Consider the following 15,138-nt stretch of genomic DNA (forward strand, 5'->3'; position numbering starts at 1 on the left):
CCCCAGCCCACGGGTGCTGACGCCGCGCGCGCGCAGCTGTGGGTCGTGCCCGGGCGCAGCGCTGTAGGCGCGACGGAACGCCTCAAAGCCGGCCAGTGGGTTGTCGGTGAAGTTGTCGGCCATGTCCTGGTAGATCTGCCAGGACACGCTCGCCTGCTGCAGGCGTTCGACATAGCTGCTCCAGCGGTACGACGCCGGATGCCCGCCGTATTCGGGGAAGTTGTCGTGCGAGTTGGCGATCACCGGGCCACCGGCGCGCGCGGCGGCATCGTTGTGCCCGGTCCACAGGAACACCCGGTTCGGGTTGGTGCCGGCCTGCATCGCGCAGTGGTAGGCGTCGCAGATCGTGAAGGCATCGGCCAGCGCGAACTGGAACGGCAGGTCGCTGCGCTGGAAGTAGCCCATCGAGTGATTTTGCTTGGCCTTCGGCCATTGCCCCATGCGGCCGTGGTCCCAGGCGCGCTGCGCATCGGGCCAGGTGTGCGGGGTGCCTTCCACGCGCATGTAGCCGAAGTGCGCGGCGGTATCCAGCGGGAACGGCGCGATCGCGCGCTTGCCGCTGGCGTCGGGTTGCAGCCACAGGCTGCGGGTGCGGCCACCGGCCTCCAGTGCAGCGGCCGGCGCAACGAAGCGATCGCCGAAGCCACGCACGCCCGGCAGCGTGCCGAAGTAGTGGTCGAACGAGCGGTTTTCCTGCATCAACACCACGATGTGCTGCAGGTCTTCGAGGCTGCGCGCCTGCGTGGCAGGGGCGATCGCTGCGGCCCGGGCGATGCTGGGCAGCAGCGGGGAAAGGCCGGCGGCAACGCCGGCCTGCAACAACCGGCGTCGGCCGATATCGGTCACGGGCTCACTCACAGGTCCACACGGAAGGAGATGCCGACGGTGCGCGGGGCGCCGATGAAGGCGTTGTCGCGGCCGTCCACCCCTGCAAGATACCGCTTGTCGGTCAGATTGCTCACCACCAGGTTGGCGCCCATGCCCTTCAGGCGCGGGGACAGGCCCTGCAGGTCGAAGCCGATGTTGGCGTTGAACACGGTGGCCGACGGCAGCTTGTTGACGTTGGCGGCGTCCAGGTAGCGGGTGCCCAGGTAGCGGCCGGACAGGCCGAAGTTCCAGTTCGCACCCTGCCAGTCGGCCGAAAGCACCAGTGTGTTCTCCGGCTGGCCGATCACCTTGGCGCCGTCGACGATGCCCAGCTGGGTGTCGCGCGCGGCGTTGCCGCTGCCCAGGTACTTGGAGCGGTTGTAGGTGTAGGCCGCATTGATCCGCCAGCCGTTGTCCCAGCCATAGCCGAGCGCCGCTTCCAGGCCGTTGCTTTCCACGCCGCCGAAGTTCTCGTAGACGCCGTCGGTCTCGCCCAGGTAGTCGATGCCGCTGACGAAGCCGGCCGGCAGGTAGACGATGCGGTTGTCGAACTTGATGTTGTACAGGGTGACCGAGGCGGTCAGCGGCCAGCGGCTGATGCGCATGCCCACTTCGATGTTGTCGGCGGTTTCCGGCTCGACGTTGCGGAAGCGCTGCGGGTCGGTCTCGCCCAGCACGCCGGAGGGGATGGCGGCGAAGTTCTGCGAGAAGCCGGCGAACAGCTCCATGCCTTCCACGCCCGGCGCCCAGGTGAAGCCGGTGGACAGCAGCGGGTCGGACTTGGAATCGGATTTCACGTGCTCGCTGGCACCGATCACGCGACGGCGTGACTGGTCGACGAAGAACTGCTTCACGCCCAGGCGCGCACTGAACGGGCCGAAGCGCGCGACGTCCTCGACGTAGTACATCTGCTCGTCAACCTTGTACTTGTCCTCGAACTGCACCCAGTAGGGCTGGTGATCGAAGGCGATGCTCTGGCCGACATTGAGCAGGCGGTGCCAGTCGCGGCGCGCCGAACGGTCCAGCTTCTCCACCCACAGGCCGCCACGGATCGTGTTGTCGACCGCGCCGAAGCTCTGCCGCCATTCAACGTCGGCGGTCACGCCCATGCGGTCGTTGTCGTAGTGGGTGTGGCGGTAGGACTGCGCGCCCAGTACGTTGCCGGCGTAGCAGTTCGGGTCGTACTCGGCGGTGAAGCCCAGCCGCGGGGTGCAGCTGGCCAGGCGCTGCGCGGCGCTGCCATCGGGATTGACGAAGAAGATCTGGCCGCGATTGCTGCCGCCGTAGACCGTCTTGCCGCCGATGTATTCCGACTCCGGGCGACCGGCACCGTCATCGCTGACCTGCGCCAGGTACGGCGGCAGCCAGTCGCCGCGCCCTTCCATGCGGTGCCCGTAGGCCGCCACCGAGGCCTTGAAGCCGTTGCCGCCATCGAAGGCGGCGCGCAGGTAGCCGAAGGTGTTCTCGCGCAGCGCACGCGAGCCGGAGCGGTAGTTCTGGTCCAGGTACGGAATGCCGGTGAGCGTGCCCACCAGGTTGTCACGGTCCGGGTTGGTGGCGAAACCGGCGGGCGAGACACTGGTGTACTCGGGCTCGTCAGCATCGTTGTAGGACAGGTAGCCGGTCAGCGTCCAGCGGTCCAGTTCGGTGATGAACTTGCCGGCGATATGGTCGTTGCTGGCGTGGCCGGTGCCATCGATCCAATCGTGCACCTTGGACGAGGAAGCGCTGACCCAGGCGCGGGTGTGGCCGCCGAGCAGGCCGGTGTCATAGCGCACGTAGTACTTGCGTGCGTCGTTGTCACCGGCGCCGATCACGAAGCGCAGGCGGCTGTCCTGCAGCGGGTCGCTGGTGAGGAAGTTCAGCGTACCGCCCAGCGCCTCGTTCGAGCGCGAGGAGATGTCGGCGGTGCCCTGGCTGACTTCCACCGTTTCCAGATCGAGGGTGTCGATGTAGCGGTTGGCCAGCGAACCGCCACCGTAGCCGGAGCCACCATTGGGCAGGCCGTCGATGGTGGTGCCGATCTGCTGGGTGTCGCGGTTGGTGACGAAGCCACGCATGCTGATCTGCGTACCCCACACCGACGAGCCGGTGGCGTCGGCCTCGCTGACCACCACGCCCGGCACTTCATTGAGCGCGTCGTTGACACTGCTCATCACCGTCTGCCGGTTCAGCGTCTCGGCGCGTACCGAGGTCTTGGCGTAGCTGGTGGCCTGGCCGATCACCTGCACCTGGTCCAGCGTACGGGCGTCGCTGCTGCGCGCTTCGGCCGTTTCGCCCTGCGGTGCTTCGGCCAGGGCGTCCAGTGCGGGGGCGATCAGCAGGGCAAGCAGCGAAATACGGGGAAAGCGCGCAATCGTTCGCATCGAAACCGGACCTGCAAGGGAGGGAAGCCCCGGAGTGTCGGTAGTGCCAATGACATCGGCATGACGTGGCCACGCAACTACGATGGCACTGTGGGGCCGGTCACGGCCTTCGGGTATGCTCGGCGCTTCAATGGAGCTGAGGTGCTGGCGATGCGGAAGCGGTCGAAGATCTGGCTGGGGGGCGCAGCACTGTTGCTGCTGGCAGGGTGCAACCGGGCGCCATCAGGCGAACAGGCGGGCGCACAGCCTCCGCCGCCCACCGCCGGTGAGAACGCCGCACCCGAGGCAGCGCCGCCGGCGTCCTCCACTGCGGCCGATGGCGCCGCACTCACCGACCGCGATGGCAAGCCGGTGCCGCTGGTGCCGTTCGACACCGGCAGCGTGCCGCTGAGCGCTGCTGCGTTGGGCGAACTGCCGTTCTTCAGCCTGCCGCAGGGCTATGCGCCGCAGAACGCACCGCACCCGCGCGCGTGGGCACGCTTTCCGTTCCGCATGGGCGAGGGCGTGCATTGGGTGGAAGGCCCGAGCTGGTCGGCACGCATCGTGGCCGACAGTGAAGCGGCACCCGGCAAGGCGTTCTCCGCACTGGAAGTGCAGCGCAACGTCGACGGTGTGATCACGGCCGCCGGTGGGCGCAAGGTGTTTGAAGGCGCGCTGCTGCGCGATATCTACTATGGCCCGCAGCTGGAAGGCGAGATCGGTGGCGGCTTCATCGATGCGGTGAACGGCGAACAGGACGCGCCCACCACGGTCTACGTGCTGCGCCAGGCCAACCGCACCGTCTGGCTGCAGCTGGCGGTGGACAGCAACGGCGCTGGCCTGGTGGTGGTGGATGAGGTGCCGTTCAAGGCCACTGCGCAGTGGTCGGACAGTTTCCCGCACCTGTCCCTGCCGGCCGGCTATGGCGACCGCAACAAGGCCCAGCAACGTGATTTCGATGCGTTCCCGTTCTGGACCGGCGATCACTTCGAGCAGGTCGAGGGTCGTACCTTCGCCGCCGATTTCGACAAGGGGGAGCGCGAGTACTCGATGCACGAGGTGCGCCGCAACCTGGAAGCGATGATGGCCCAGGTCAACGGCACCAAGGTGTTCGAGGGGCGCATCCCGCGCGAGGCGGCCGAGGGGGTGCCGAAGCCGGTGCAGTCGGCCTACAGCAATGCAGCCAGCTTCAACTGGAACAACTACGACAGCGTGGTCTACCGCGTCGATCTGGCCGATGGCCGCCAGGTGTGGGTGCACGCGCGGCTGGAATACCTCAGTGCCGGCTGGGTGGTGGCCGAACGCAAGGGCTTCACCCAGACCGCGGCGCTGCTGCCGGCCGATGCGTTGAAGAAGAAGCTGGACAGCGACGGTCGGGTGGCGATCCAGGTCAACTTCGCCACCGATAAGGCGCAGATCCTGCCGGCCTCCGAACCGCAGCTGGCGCAGGTGCTGCAGCTCCTGCAGGGTGATCCTGCGTTGAAGCTGTCGATCGAAGGCCACACCGACAACAGCGGCGCCGTGGCGCATAACCGCAGCCTGTCAGAGGATCGCGCACGGTCGGTGGTGGCCGCGCTGACCGCCAAGGGCATCACCGCCGATCGCCTGCAGGCGGCCGGCTTCGGTGCCGACAAGCCGGTGGCCGACAATGGCAGCGAGGAAGGCAAGGCACGCAATCGCCGCGTGGAGCTGGTCAAGCGCTGAGCGGGCGCCTGCTCAGTACCGCGCGTCCTTGGGTTTCGGGTCGCGCGGCCAGTCCTTGCTCTTGTTGGCAAAGTCCGGCCGCGGCTGGTTGATGAAGTAGCTGGCGATGTCCACCGCGTCCTGGTCTGGCATCACCTGCTGCCCCAGCGGCGGCTCGCGGGTTACCGCCGGTGGCATGTTGTGCTTGACGAAGCCGGCGGCCTTGTACAGCCGGGCCATGCCAGCGCCGATGTTGAAGCTGTGCTCACCCCACAGCGGCGGGAAGGCGATGTCACCGCTGGCATCACGCCGGCCTTCGCCGTTGTCGCCATGGCAGGCCGCACACTGAGCGGCGTACAGCGCCTGGCCGCGGATCGGGTCCGGGGTCAGCGTGCTGTCGATCGGCCCTTCACTGGGCGCAGCGACGCGGGCGCCCTCGGGCACCGGACTGCTCAGCCATGCCATGTAGTCGAGCATCGCGCGCATCTGCGGCGAGTCCTTCGGTAGCGGCTTGCCGTTCATCGAACGCTGCAGGCAGCCGTTGATGCGCTCGGTCAGTCCGATCACCTTGCCCGGGCGCGGCATGTAGCGCGGATAGGCACCACCACCGGTATTGAAGTAGTGGTTGCCGAAGGGCCGCTTGCCCTCGGCCATGTGGCACGAATTGCAGTTCAGATCGTTGCCGACATTGTCCGGCAGCAGCCGCGCGGTCTCATTGAGAAGGCGGCGTCCGAGCATCACCGACTCGGCGTTGCCGAGCGCGGCGATCTCTTCGGCGCTGGGCGGCTGGTAATGCCCCACCACCTTGCCCTGTGCATCGAGCATGTCGATCGTGCTGGCCGCGGCGGCATCCAGGTCCGGGTAGAGATGGTGATAGGCAAGGGTGCCGGCACCGGCCAGCACCAGGGCGGCGATCGCACTGCCGAACAGCAGGCGGGAATGCTTGCGCGAGCGCTTCATCGTGCGGCCTCCTGCGGAACGTAGTGCACCGGCTTGTCGCGCACCACCCGGCGCATCCGCGCCACGTCGACCTCGCTGACTGCGCTGGCCTGGTTGCCCCAGCTGCTGCGGATGAAGGTCAGGATCTGTGCCAGCTGCGCGTTCGGCAGCTGCTCGAAGCCCGGCATGGTGAACGCCATGCGGTCGTGCGGGGTGTGCGGCGTGCGGCCGCCGATCAGGGTCACCTGCACCAGCGAGCTCGGATCATCGGCGAATACGATCGAGTTGCCGGCCAGCGCCGGGTATACGCGCGGCATGCCGCGGCCATCTGCGCGGTGGCAGGCCTGGCAGTGCTCGGCATAGGCCAGCGAGCCGGCCACGCGGTAGTCGCCATTGCGCAGCGCTGCGGTGGTGGTGTCGGTACCGGCCGACCACTGCGCGCTGCGGCCCTCGCGCGCCGGCAGCTGTTTCAGATAGCGCGCCATCGCCAGCAGGTCGGCGTCGGACAGGTACTGCGTGCTGTGTTCGACCACGTCGGCCATGCCGCCGAAGGCCGCCGAGCGATCGGTGCGGCCGGTGCGCAGGAAGTCGACGATCTCACCTTCGCTCCAGCTGGCCAGGCCGGTTGACTCGTTGCGCAGGTTCTTCGCATACCAGCCTTCCAGCACCGAGCCGGACAGGAACTGGCGGCTGCCATCGTCGGCCATCGCCTTTTCCTGGAACGCCAGGCCGCGTGGCGTGTGGCAGGCGCCGCAGTGGGCCAGGCCTTCCACCAGTTCGGCACCGCGCTGCTGCCCGGCATCCAGCAACGGGTCCGGGTTGAAACTGCGCGGGCGTGCGAACAGCAGCTGCCACCACGCCAGCGGCCAGCGCATGTTGGCCGGCCATGGAATCGTGCTGTCGGCGTTGTCCTGCCTTACCGGCTGCACCGAGCCCATGAAGTAGGCGTACAGCGCCTTTATCTCGGCGTCGCTGGCAATCACGTAGGAGGCATATGGCATCGCCGGATACAACGGCTGGCCGTCATGACGGATGCCGCGGCGCACCGCGCGCTCGAAGTCGGCGTAGTCGTAGCTGCCGATACCGGTTTCGGGGTCGGGCGTGATGTTGGTCGAGTAGATCGTGCCCATCGGCGTCTGCATGCCGAGGCCACCGGCGAACGGCTTGCCGCCAGGCGCGGTATGGCAGGCCGCGCAGTCCGCAGCGCGCGACAGGTATTGTCCCTGCGCGATCAGCGCCGGGTCGTGGATGTCGACCTGTGCCGTCTGTCGCGGCGCGAACCAGTAGGGCGTGGTGCGGGCGATACCGTAGGCGGCGGCCAGCGTGGCGGCCAGGGCAATGGCGAGCTTGAGCGAGGTGCGCATGGTGGCACTGTGGGCAATCGTGCGCGTGCGTTCATTGATCCGGATCAATGACTGGACGGAGACACCCTGTACACCAAGCTGAATCGTTCCTGCGTTGTCATCAAGTCGTCATCCGCGCGCGATAGATGGCGGGGCAGTTGAGGCGTTAACGTCGCAGCCTGTCTGATTTACCCCTACGACGTGATATGAAGCGCCTGCTGCTGCTGTTGCTGGCGTGCGCCGGCCTGTGGCTGGCTGCATGCTCTTCCTTGATCAATGCCTCATCCACCTCGCTCGCCGACAGGCTGATCGCGCCAGGTGGCGTGTCGACCCTGCTTGATCGCCCGCGCATCGCCGCGGCCATCGCCGAACTGCCCAACCGCCACGGCTTCGCACCGGGCCGTGATGGCGTGCCGATCTTCTGGCGCGTGTTCGATCCGGGTGACTACGGTGCGCGCTACCACTACCTGCCGCAGCGCCACGAGAACGGCCTGCCGCTGGATACCGGACTGAGCCTGGCCGTGCCGCAGCCGTTCCGTGCGCAGGCGCCGCGCGGCACCGTGGTGCTGCTGCACGGCTGGATGATGAACGGCGATTCGATGCTGCCGTGGTCGCTGCAGCTGGCCGAATCGGGCTACCGCGTGGTCACCCTCGATCTGCGCAACCACGGCCAGTCCGGTGCAGGCCCGTCCGGCTATGGCACGTATGAATCCGATGACGTCGTTGATGTGATCGGCGAACTGCGCGCGCGCGGCGAGATCACTGGACCGCTGTACCTGTTCGGTGTCTCCTACGGCGCCGCCACTGCGGTGTTCACCGCCGACAAGCTGGGTGACCAGGTGGCTGGAGTGGTGGCGATGGAGTCGTTCGCCAATGCCGGGGTGGCGATCCGCAGCATGATCCCGCACCTGATGGGGCTGCAACCGGAAGGCCTGAAGGCGCAGGCGGTGGCGTCCTACGCGCGCTGGCGCTACGGCGGCCAGGACATCAACCAGGTGATTGCCGCCGCCAGCCGCCGCATCGATGTCGATCTGGACCGCGTGGACGTGGCACGCGCGCTGGCCGATACCCGCGCCTGCGTGCTGCTGCTGCATGGGCAGGGCGACCAGCATATTCCGGTCAGCCAGGGCCGCGAGCTGGCCCTGGCCAATCCGCGCGCGCACTACATCGAGATGCGCGGCGAGGACCACATCACCCTGCCGCTGCGGCTGGATCTGCTGGCCGGCGTGGTCGATGACTGGATGGCCCGTGACGAGCACCACCCGAAGAGCGCGTGCCCGGCCCCGCAGCTGCCGGCCCAGGCTGAGTGGCTGGTGCATGACGCTGCGGATATGCCGGTGAAGGCCCCGACGCGCGGTTGAACAAAAAGGGGACGGAGGGGATTAAGTCGTTTGCAGCACACCCGAGGCAGATACGACTTAATCCCCTCCGTCCCCTTTTTCTGTCAGGGCAGGCGGCGTGCCAGTGAGCGTGCGGACGCGGCCACGCCGAGCAGCAATGCGGCCACGCACAGGAAGGCGAAGCCGAGGCTGGTCACATGCGCGAGCGCGCCGATCGCGGCCGGACCGGCGAGGATGCCGGCGTAGCCCAGCGTGGTCACCGCCGTGATGGCGATGCTCTCCGGCATCACCCGCTGCTGGCCGGCCATCGAGAACAGCGCCGGCACGATGTTGGCGCAGCCCAGCCCAACCAGGACGTAGCCGGCCAGCGCCACCGGGAACGACGCTACCAGCGTGGCCAGGCCGAAACCGGCGGCCGCGGTGATGCCACCGATGACAATCGTGCGCGTTCGCCCGAGGCGCTCGACGATGCCGTCGCCGAACAGGCGCATCGCGGTCATCGCCAGCGTGAACAATGCGAAGCCGGCTCCCGCCTGGTCGCGCGGCACCTGCCGCACTTCCGCCAGGAACACCGCGCTCCAGTCCAGCATCGAGCCCTCGGCGAGGAACACCACGAACGCCAGCACGCCGATGAACAGCACCACACCATGCGGCAGTGCCAGCAGGGGGCCTTCATGCAGGATGCGCTGCGGTCGCCAGTGCGGGGCCGCCAAGGCTGCGACCAGCAGCAGTGCGGCAACCGACACCAGCGCCGCCAGCCACAGCGGCGTGCCGAGAATCAGCAGGCCGGTCATGCAGCCGGCACCGACGAAGCCGCCGATGCTGTAGAAGGCGTGGAAGCCGGACATCATCGCGCGCCCGGCATCGCGCTCGACGGCCACCGCCTGCATGTTCATCGCACAGTCCAGTGCCCCTACGCCGGCGCCGAACACGAACAGCGCCGCGCCCAGTGCCATGGGTGAAGGGGCCAGTACCAGCAGGGGCAGCGCGCACAGCATCATGGCGCAGGTGATGACCATCACCCGACGGCAGCCCAGTCGCCCGGTCAGTGCGCCCGCCAAAGGCATCGCCAGCAGCGAGCCCAGGCCCAGGCACAGCAGCACCGCGCCAAGGCTGGCGTCGGACAGCCCGGCCTTGGCCTTGGCGTAGGGCACCATCGGCGCCCACGCGGCGGTGGCGAATCCGGGAATGAAGAAGGCGGCACGGGTAGCGTGCTGCTGGGCAAGCGGGGATGAAGGCGTCATGCGCGGTGCGAAGCTCCAGAGGAACGCCCATGGAAACGTTTTCACGTGAGATCGGCAAGTGCCCTGCATGACATTGGACGACGCATACGATTGCAGTGACCCGATTGCGTCACCAGTGGTTAACGCCGCCCACGGACAGTGGCTGCACGGTCGGCATTCCGCCGGCCGCTGCCGGAGATCCATACATGAGCACGACACCGACCATCCTCCTCGTCCATGGATTCTGGGGCGGGGCCGCACACTGGGCCAAGGTGATCCTGGAACTGCATCGCAACGGCCATGACCGCGTGCAGGCGGTGGAACTGCCACTCACCTCGCTGGCCGACGATGCAGGACGCACCCAGAAGATGATCCGGCAGATCGACGGGCCGGTGCTGCTGGTCGGCCATTCCTATGGTGGCGCAGTGATCAGCCAGGCCGGCAACGAGGCCAACGTGAAGGGGCTGGTCTATATCGCGGCCTTTGCCCCGGATGCCGGCGAAAGCCCGGGCGGCATCACCCAGCAGCATCTGCCGGAAGCCGCGCCGAATCTGGCACCGGACAGCGACGGCTACCTGTGGCTGCGCGCGGACAAATTCCATGAGAGTTTCTGCCAGGACCTGAGCGCCGACGAAGGCCGGGTGATGGCAGTGACCCAGAAGGCGCCGCTGGCCAGCACCTTCGGCGATGCGGTCAGTGACCCGGCCTGGAAGCACCGGCCGAGCTGGTACCAGTTGTCCCGCCATGACCGCATGATCGCGCCGGAGAACCAGAAGGCCATGGCTGGCAGGATGCAGCCCAAGCGCCTGCTGGAACTGGACGCCAGCCATGCTTCGCTGGCCTCGAAGCCCGTCGAGGTGAGTGCGCTGATCCTGGAGGCCTGCGCCACCATCGGCGGTTGATCCCGCGTCATCGCGACGCACGACAGCACATCGCACGACAGCCGGGGCGCAGGGGAGTACACTCCTGCGCCTGCGGCCACCCGGCCGAATCCCCATCCCCTCCAGCCGTCGCCAGAGGATCCCACCCGATCGTGGAGGTCCTGTCGTGCAGTACGTGCCCGTTGTCCGTCTTCCGTCCTCATTGCCGCGTCGCCGCTTGCTGCCGCAGGCGCTCGCGCAGAGCCTGCTGATCACCGCACTGGCCAGCAGTGGCATCGCCGCCGCGCAGTCCACCGATGACGGCGACAAGGCCACGCAGACGCCCGCCTCGCAGACCCTGCAGACCGTGCAGGTCACCGCCAACCAGCTGGGTACCATCACCGAAGGCAGCGGCGCCTACACACCTGGCACCATCGCGACCGCCACCCGCCTGGTGCTGACGCCACGGCAGACACCGCAGACCATCAGCGTGATCACCCGTGCGGAGATGGATGACTTTGGCCTGCACGGCATCGACGACGTGATGCGGGTGACCCCGGGCATCAGCATCGTCACCTACGACAGCGAGCGCACCGAGTACTACGCACGTGGTTTCGCCGTGCAGAACTTCCAGTACGACGGCATCCCGATGTCGCGTGACTCGGCCTATTCGGCCGGCAACACGCTCAGCGACACCGCCATCTACGACCGCATCGAAGTGCTCAAGGGCGCTACCGGCCTGTTGACCGGCATGGGCGATCCCGGCGCGACCATCAACCTGGTGCGCAAGAAGCCGGGCAGGGAGTTCGCTGGCAGCGCCTCGCTGGGTGTCGGCCGCTGGGACGACTACCGTGCCGAGCTCGATGTCGGTGGCCCGCTGACTGCCGATGGCCGCGTACGCGGCCGCGCGGTGGGGGCATGGGAAGACAAGCATTCCAACCTCGACCACTACCAGCGCACCAGCAAGGTCGGCTACGCAGTGCTGGAAGCCGATCTGGGCGAGCGCACGCTACTGACCGTGGGTGGCGATGCGATGGACAGCGATCCGAAGGGTTCGACGTGGGGCGGTATTCCGCTGCTGGACAGTGCCGGCAACTTCAACCGCATGCCGCGCTCGTTCAACAACGGCGCACGCTGGGCCGGCTGGCGTCAGTATGTGCGCACTGGTTTTGCCACGCTGGAGCATACGTTCTCCAACGACTGGGTGGCCAAGCTGCAGCTCAACCACCAGGTCAACGGTTACGACGCTGCGCTGGCCGGTGCCGCCGCGGGCAATCCCGATCCGTTGACCGGAGAAGGCGTCAGCCTGTGGCTCGGCAAGTACGTCGGAAAGACGGTCAGCAACGCCGCCGACTTCTATGTGAGCGGGCATTTCGGCCTGTTCGGCCGCGCGCATGAGCTGGTGATCGGCGGCAGTGCCTCGCGCAAGCGCTGGACCAATACCGGCTACGGCCCACAGGATGGTTTCCCCGATACAGTGCCGGACTATCGCCGCTGGGACGGCGACATCGCCGAGCCGCAATGGCAGCGCAGCTACGACAACAACGAAGTGACCCGTGAGAACGGCCTGTACGTGGTCGGCCGTTTTGACCTGGCCGATCCGCTGAAGGTGATCGTTGGCAGCCGCCTGGCCAGCTACCGCTCGCCGCAGACGCGCGAGACCGGCGTGTTCGTGCCGTACGCCGGCGTGGTCTACGACCTCGGCGAGCACTATTCGGTGTACGCCAGCTACAGCACCATCTTCAAGCCGCAGGGCGAGCGTGACGAGCAGGGCAAGGCGCTGGATCCGCTGGAAGGCCGCAGCTACGAAATGGGCCTGAAGGCCGAGTTCCTCGATGGCCGCTTCAACGCCAGTGCAGCGCTGTTCCAGCTTGACCAGGACAACTTCGCCCAGCCCACCGGTGGCAAGACACCGGATGGGCAGGATGCCTATCGCGCCTTGATGGGCGTGCGGACCAAGGGCTACGAGCTGGAAATGTCGGGCCAGTTGGCCGAGGGCTGGCAGGTGCAGGGTGGGTTCTCGCACAAGATCGCGCGCCAGGCGGGCACCAAGGTGACCACGCTGGAACCGGAGAACCAGTTCAGCCTGCACTCCAGCTACCGCCTGCGCGGTGCCTGGCAGGGACTGACGCTGGGCGGTGGTGCGCGCTGGCAGGATTCGACCTTCGGCGAGATCACCAATCCGGCCACGCAGGCCAAGGTGGTGCATCGCACCCAGCCTTACTGGCTGCTCGATGCGATGGCGCGCTATGAATTCAACGATCGCCTGTCGGCCACGCTCAACGTCAACAACCTGCTCGACAAGCGTTACTACACCATCTTCAGCTGGTACAGCACCTACACCTGGGGCGAGCCGCGCAACGTGCGGCTGACCTTGAACTACAGGTTCTGACGCGGATCTACAGCAATGTGCCCGCGATGCCATCCAGCATCGCGGGCGTTGCCGTTACAGCGGCAGGTCGAACACCAGCACTTCGGCGTCGTTGCCGTTTTCCAGGGTCAGCTGCGCTTCGTCGCTGACCTGCAGCGCATCACCGGCCTCCAGGGTGATGCCGTTCACCTGCAACTGGCCACGGGCCACCTGCACGTAGGCGCCACGACCGTTGCCGAGCGCATGGTGCAGCTTCTGGCCGCCATCAAGGATGGTGGCGAAGATGCGGGCATCCTGGTGGATGCGCAGCGAACCGTCGGCACCGTCCGGCGAAGCGATCAGGCGCAGCTGGCCGCGCTTGCTGTCCGGTGTGAAGTGGGTCTCCTCGTAGGACGGGGTGATGTTCTCCGCATCCGGGAAGATCCAGATCTGCAGGAAGTGCACGGTCTCGTCGGCCGAGTGGTTGAACTCGCTGTGGCTGACACCGCTGCCGGCGCTCATGCGCTGCACGTCGCCGTAGCGCAGCACCGAGCCGGTGCCCATCGAGTCCTTGTGCTCCAGCGCGCCGCCCAGCACGTAGGAAACGATCTCCATGTTGCTGTGGCTGTGGGTGCCGAAGCCCTGGCCGCCAATCACCTTGTCTTCGTTGATCACCCGCAGCGGGCCGAAGCTGACGTAGCGGGGGTCGTAGTAGTTGGCGAAGGAGAAGGTATGGCGGGAGGACAGCCAGCCATGCTCGGCCAGGCCACGGGTAGCGCTCTTGCGGATCTGCAGCATGATGGAATCTCCTTGTTCGATGGTTTCGATGGGGCGGGGTGGGGCGGTAGCCGCCGTGTTTCCCCGTTGGAGAGAAGTATCCGCTTGCGCCCGGGGTTTGAAAAACGGATAGTTTTGACAGCCATCATCGAAAAATTCGAATGCTCAAGCTCAGCCTCGATGCCCTGCAGATCCTCGATGCCATTGACCGCCGGGGCTCGTTCGCCGGCGCCGGCAAGGCCCTGCACAAGGTGCCCTCGACCATTTCCTACACCGTGGCCAAGCTGGAAGAAGACCTGGGCGTGCAGCTGTTCGACCGGGTCGGGCCGCGTGCCGAGCCGACCGAGGCCGGCCGCGCCCTGCTGGACGAGGGCCGGCACCTTCTGCGCGCGGCCCGCGAACTGGAGCTGCGGGTGCGCCGGGTGGCATCGGGCTGGGAGACCGAGCTGACCCTGGCGGTGGATTCGGTGTTCCCGACCTGGCTGCTGGGCCCTGACATCGCCGCATTCCGTGAGGCCGAGGCGCCGACCCGGCTGCGGCTGATCGGCGAGGCACTGTCCGGCACCTGGGAAGCGCTGCTCGACAGACGTGCCGACCTGCTGGTGGGCGCACCGGGCGAGGGCCCCAGTGGCGGTGGGTATGTGGTCGAGCCGCTGGGCACGGTGGAGTTCGTGTTCGCGGTTGCGCCCAACCATCCCTTGGCCGCGGTGGAGGGCGTGCTGGGTCGCGAGCAACTGGTCGAGCATTGCGCGATCGCCGTTTCCGATTCGGCGCGGCGGCTGCTGCCGCGCACGGTTGGCCTGTTGATGGGGCAGGAGATGCTGACGGTGCCGGACATGGCCAGCAAGCTGAAGCTGCAGTGCGAGGGTGTCGGCTTCGGTTTCCTGCCCGAGCCGTGCGCGCGCGCGGCGGTGGCGCGCGGCCAGCTGGTGATCCGCGAGGTGGAGGAACACAAGCCGGAAGAGACCTTCTGGCTGGCCTGGCGCACGGGTGAGGATGGCGCGGCACTGCGCTGGTGGCGCGAGCGCCTGCGCAGGCCGGAGCTGCTGTCGCAGTGGTGGCAGGCAATGGCCAGGGGGTAGGGGTTTGGCAGGGCTGCGCCCTGCACCCGCTACGGGCTGGAGCAACAGCAACAGCAACAGCAACAGCAACAGCAACAGCAGAAGCTGGTTTCCTGTGGGGAGGGGGGGGGGGGGGGGGGGGGGGGGGGGGGGGGGGGGGGGGGGGGGGGGGGGGGGGGGGGGGGGGGGGGGGGGGGGGGGGGGGGGGGGGGGGGGGGGGGGGGGGGGGGGGGGGGGGGGGGGGGGGGGGGGGGGGGGGGGGGGGGGGGGGGGGGGGGGGGGGGGGGGGGGGGGGGGGGGGGGGGGGGGGGGGGGGGGGGGGGGGGGGGGGGGGGGGGGGGGGGGGGGGG

11 protein-coding genes are annotated in these 15,138 nt (G+C 67.8%); 5 read left to right on the forward strand and 6 right to left on the reverse strand.

The annotated features are described in order from the left end of the window. Positions 1-846 (reverse strand): alkaline phosphatase family protein (locus tag QRO93_RS18630; RefSeq protein ID WP_285304315.1); only part of this gene is annotated, 846 nt, incomplete at its 3' end. Between the two features lie 8 nt (positions 847-854). After that, complete coding sequence (locus QRO93_RS18635; RefSeq protein ID WP_053449364.1) at positions 855-3,233, reverse strand: TonB-dependent receptor; 2,379 nt, start codon at positions 3,231-3,233, stop codon at positions 855-857. 150 nt (positions 3,234-3,383) lie between these two features. On the opposite strand from QRO93_RS18635, the gene QRO93_RS18640 reads away from it, so the two are divergent. Then, positions 3,384-4,916, forward strand: coding sequence for an OmpA family protein (locus QRO93_RS18640; protein WP_180879768.1), 1,533 nt, complete (start codon positions 3,384-3,386; stop codon positions 4,914-4,916). A gap of 12 nt (positions 4,917-4,928) precedes the next feature. On the opposite strand, the gene QRO93_RS18645 is transcribed toward QRO93_RS18640, so the two are convergent. Both QRO93_RS18645 and QRO93_RS18650 read right to left on the reverse strand, forming a co-directional pair. Then, complete coding sequence (locus QRO93_RS18645; RefSeq protein WP_164085901.1) at positions 4,929-5,855, reverse strand: c-type cytochrome; 927 nt, start codon at positions 5,853-5,855, stop codon at positions 4,929-4,931. After that, positions 5,852-7,198 carry a cytochrome c gene (locus QRO93_RS18650; protein ID WP_180879766.1) on the reverse strand — a complete coding sequence of 449 codons (1,347 nt, stop codon included), beginning with the start codon at positions 7,196-7,198 and terminating at the stop codon, positions 5,852-5,854. Before QRO93_RS18650 ends, QRO93_RS18645 begins: the two co-directional genes overlap by 4 nt. A gap of 185 nt (positions 7,199-7,383) precedes the next feature. Between QRO93_RS18650 and QRO93_RS18655 the strand changes: the two genes are divergently transcribed. Next, positions 7,384-8,538, forward strand: a complete 1,155-nt coding sequence (locus QRO93_RS18655) for an alpha/beta hydrolase (RefSeq protein ID WP_180879764.1) — start codon at positions 7,384-7,386, stop codon at positions 8,536-8,538. A gap of 83 nt (positions 8,539-8,621) precedes the next feature. On the opposite strand, the gene QRO93_RS18660 is transcribed toward QRO93_RS18655, so the two are convergent. Beyond that, on the reverse strand, positions 8,622-9,761 hold the full coding sequence (locus QRO93_RS18660) for an MFS transporter (RefSeq protein ID WP_164085904.1): 1,140 nt from the start codon (positions 9,759-9,761) through the stop codon (positions 8,622-8,624). 185 nt (positions 9,762-9,946) lie between these two features. Between QRO93_RS18660 and QRO93_RS18665 the strand changes: the two genes are divergently transcribed. Together QRO93_RS18665 and QRO93_RS18670 are read left to right on the forward strand one after the other, a co-directional pair. Next, complete coding sequence (locus QRO93_RS18665; protein WP_053449368.1) at positions 9,947-10,642, forward strand: alpha/beta hydrolase; 696 nt, start codon at positions 9,947-9,949, stop codon at positions 10,640-10,642. 145 nt (positions 10,643-10,787) lie between these two features. Beyond that, positions 10,788-12,992 carry a TonB-dependent siderophore receptor gene (locus QRO93_RS18670; protein ID WP_180879762.1) on the forward strand — a complete coding sequence of 735 codons (2,205 nt, stop codon included), beginning with the start codon at positions 10,788-10,790 and terminating at the stop codon, positions 12,990-12,992. Between the two features lie 54 nt (positions 12,993-13,046). Here the strand turns inward: QRO93_RS18670 and QRO93_RS18675 are convergent, their stop codons facing one another. Further along, the gene (locus QRO93_RS18675) at positions 13,047-13,748 is read right to left on the reverse strand and encodes a pirin family protein (RefSeq protein ID WP_049457850.1); all 702 of its coding nucleotides are present in this window, start codon (positions 13,746-13,748) and stop codon (positions 13,047-13,049) included. Between the two features lie 140 nt (positions 13,749-13,888). Between QRO93_RS18675 and QRO93_RS18680 the strand changes: the two genes are divergently transcribed. Beyond that, positions 13,889-14,809, forward strand: coding sequence for a LysR family transcriptional regulator (locus tag QRO93_RS18680; protein ID WP_053449370.1), 921 nt, complete (start codon positions 13,889-13,891; stop codon positions 14,807-14,809). Positions 14,810-15,138 lie beyond the last annotated feature (329 nt).

Origin of the sequence: Stenotrophomonas maltophilia group sp. Smal17 (assembly GCF_030237045.1) — a bacterium.
Taxonomy (GTDB): Bacteria; Pseudomonadota; Gammaproteobacteria; order Xanthomonadales; family Xanthomonadaceae; genus Stenotrophomonas; species Stenotrophomonas forensis.

What these genes read in the sequence shown, in the direction of transcription:
- QRO93_RS18635 (WP_053449364.1), bottom strand. Translation starts at nt 3,233, where the DNA reads ATGCGAACGATTGCGCGCTTTCCCCGTATTTCGCTGCTTGCCCTGCTG.
- QRO93_RS18640 (WP_180879768.1), top strand. Translation starts at nt 3,384, where the DNA reads ATGCGGAAGCGGTCGAAGATCTGGCTGGGGGGCGCAGCACTGTTGCTG.
- QRO93_RS18645 (WP_164085901.1), bottom strand. Translation starts at nt 5,855, where the DNA reads ATGAAGCGCTCGCGCAAGCATTCCCGCCTGCTGTTCGGCAGTGCGATC.
- QRO93_RS18650 (WP_180879766.1), bottom strand. Translation starts at nt 7,198, where the DNA reads ATGCGCACCTCGCTCAAGCTCGCCATTGCCCTGGCCGCCACGCTGGCC.
- QRO93_RS18655 (WP_180879764.1), top strand. Translation starts at nt 7,384, where the DNA reads ATGAAGCGCCTGCTGCTGCTGTTGCTGGCGTGCGCCGGCCTGTGGCTG.
- QRO93_RS18660 (WP_164085904.1), bottom strand. Translation starts at nt 9,761, where the DNA reads ATGACGCCTTCATCCCCGCTTGCCCAGCAGCACGCTACCCGTGCCGCC.
- QRO93_RS18665 (WP_053449368.1), top strand. Translation starts at nt 9,947, where the DNA reads ATGAGCACGACACCGACCATCCTCCTCGTCCATGGATTCTGGGGCGGG.
- QRO93_RS18675 (WP_049457850.1), bottom strand. Translation starts at nt 13,748, where the DNA reads ATGCTGCAGATCCGCAAGAGCGCTACCCGTGGCCTGGCCGAGCATGGC.
- QRO93_RS18680 (WP_053449370.1), top strand. Translation starts at nt 13,889, where the DNA reads ATGCTCAAGCTCAGCCTCGATGCCCTGCAGATCCTCGATGCCATTGAC.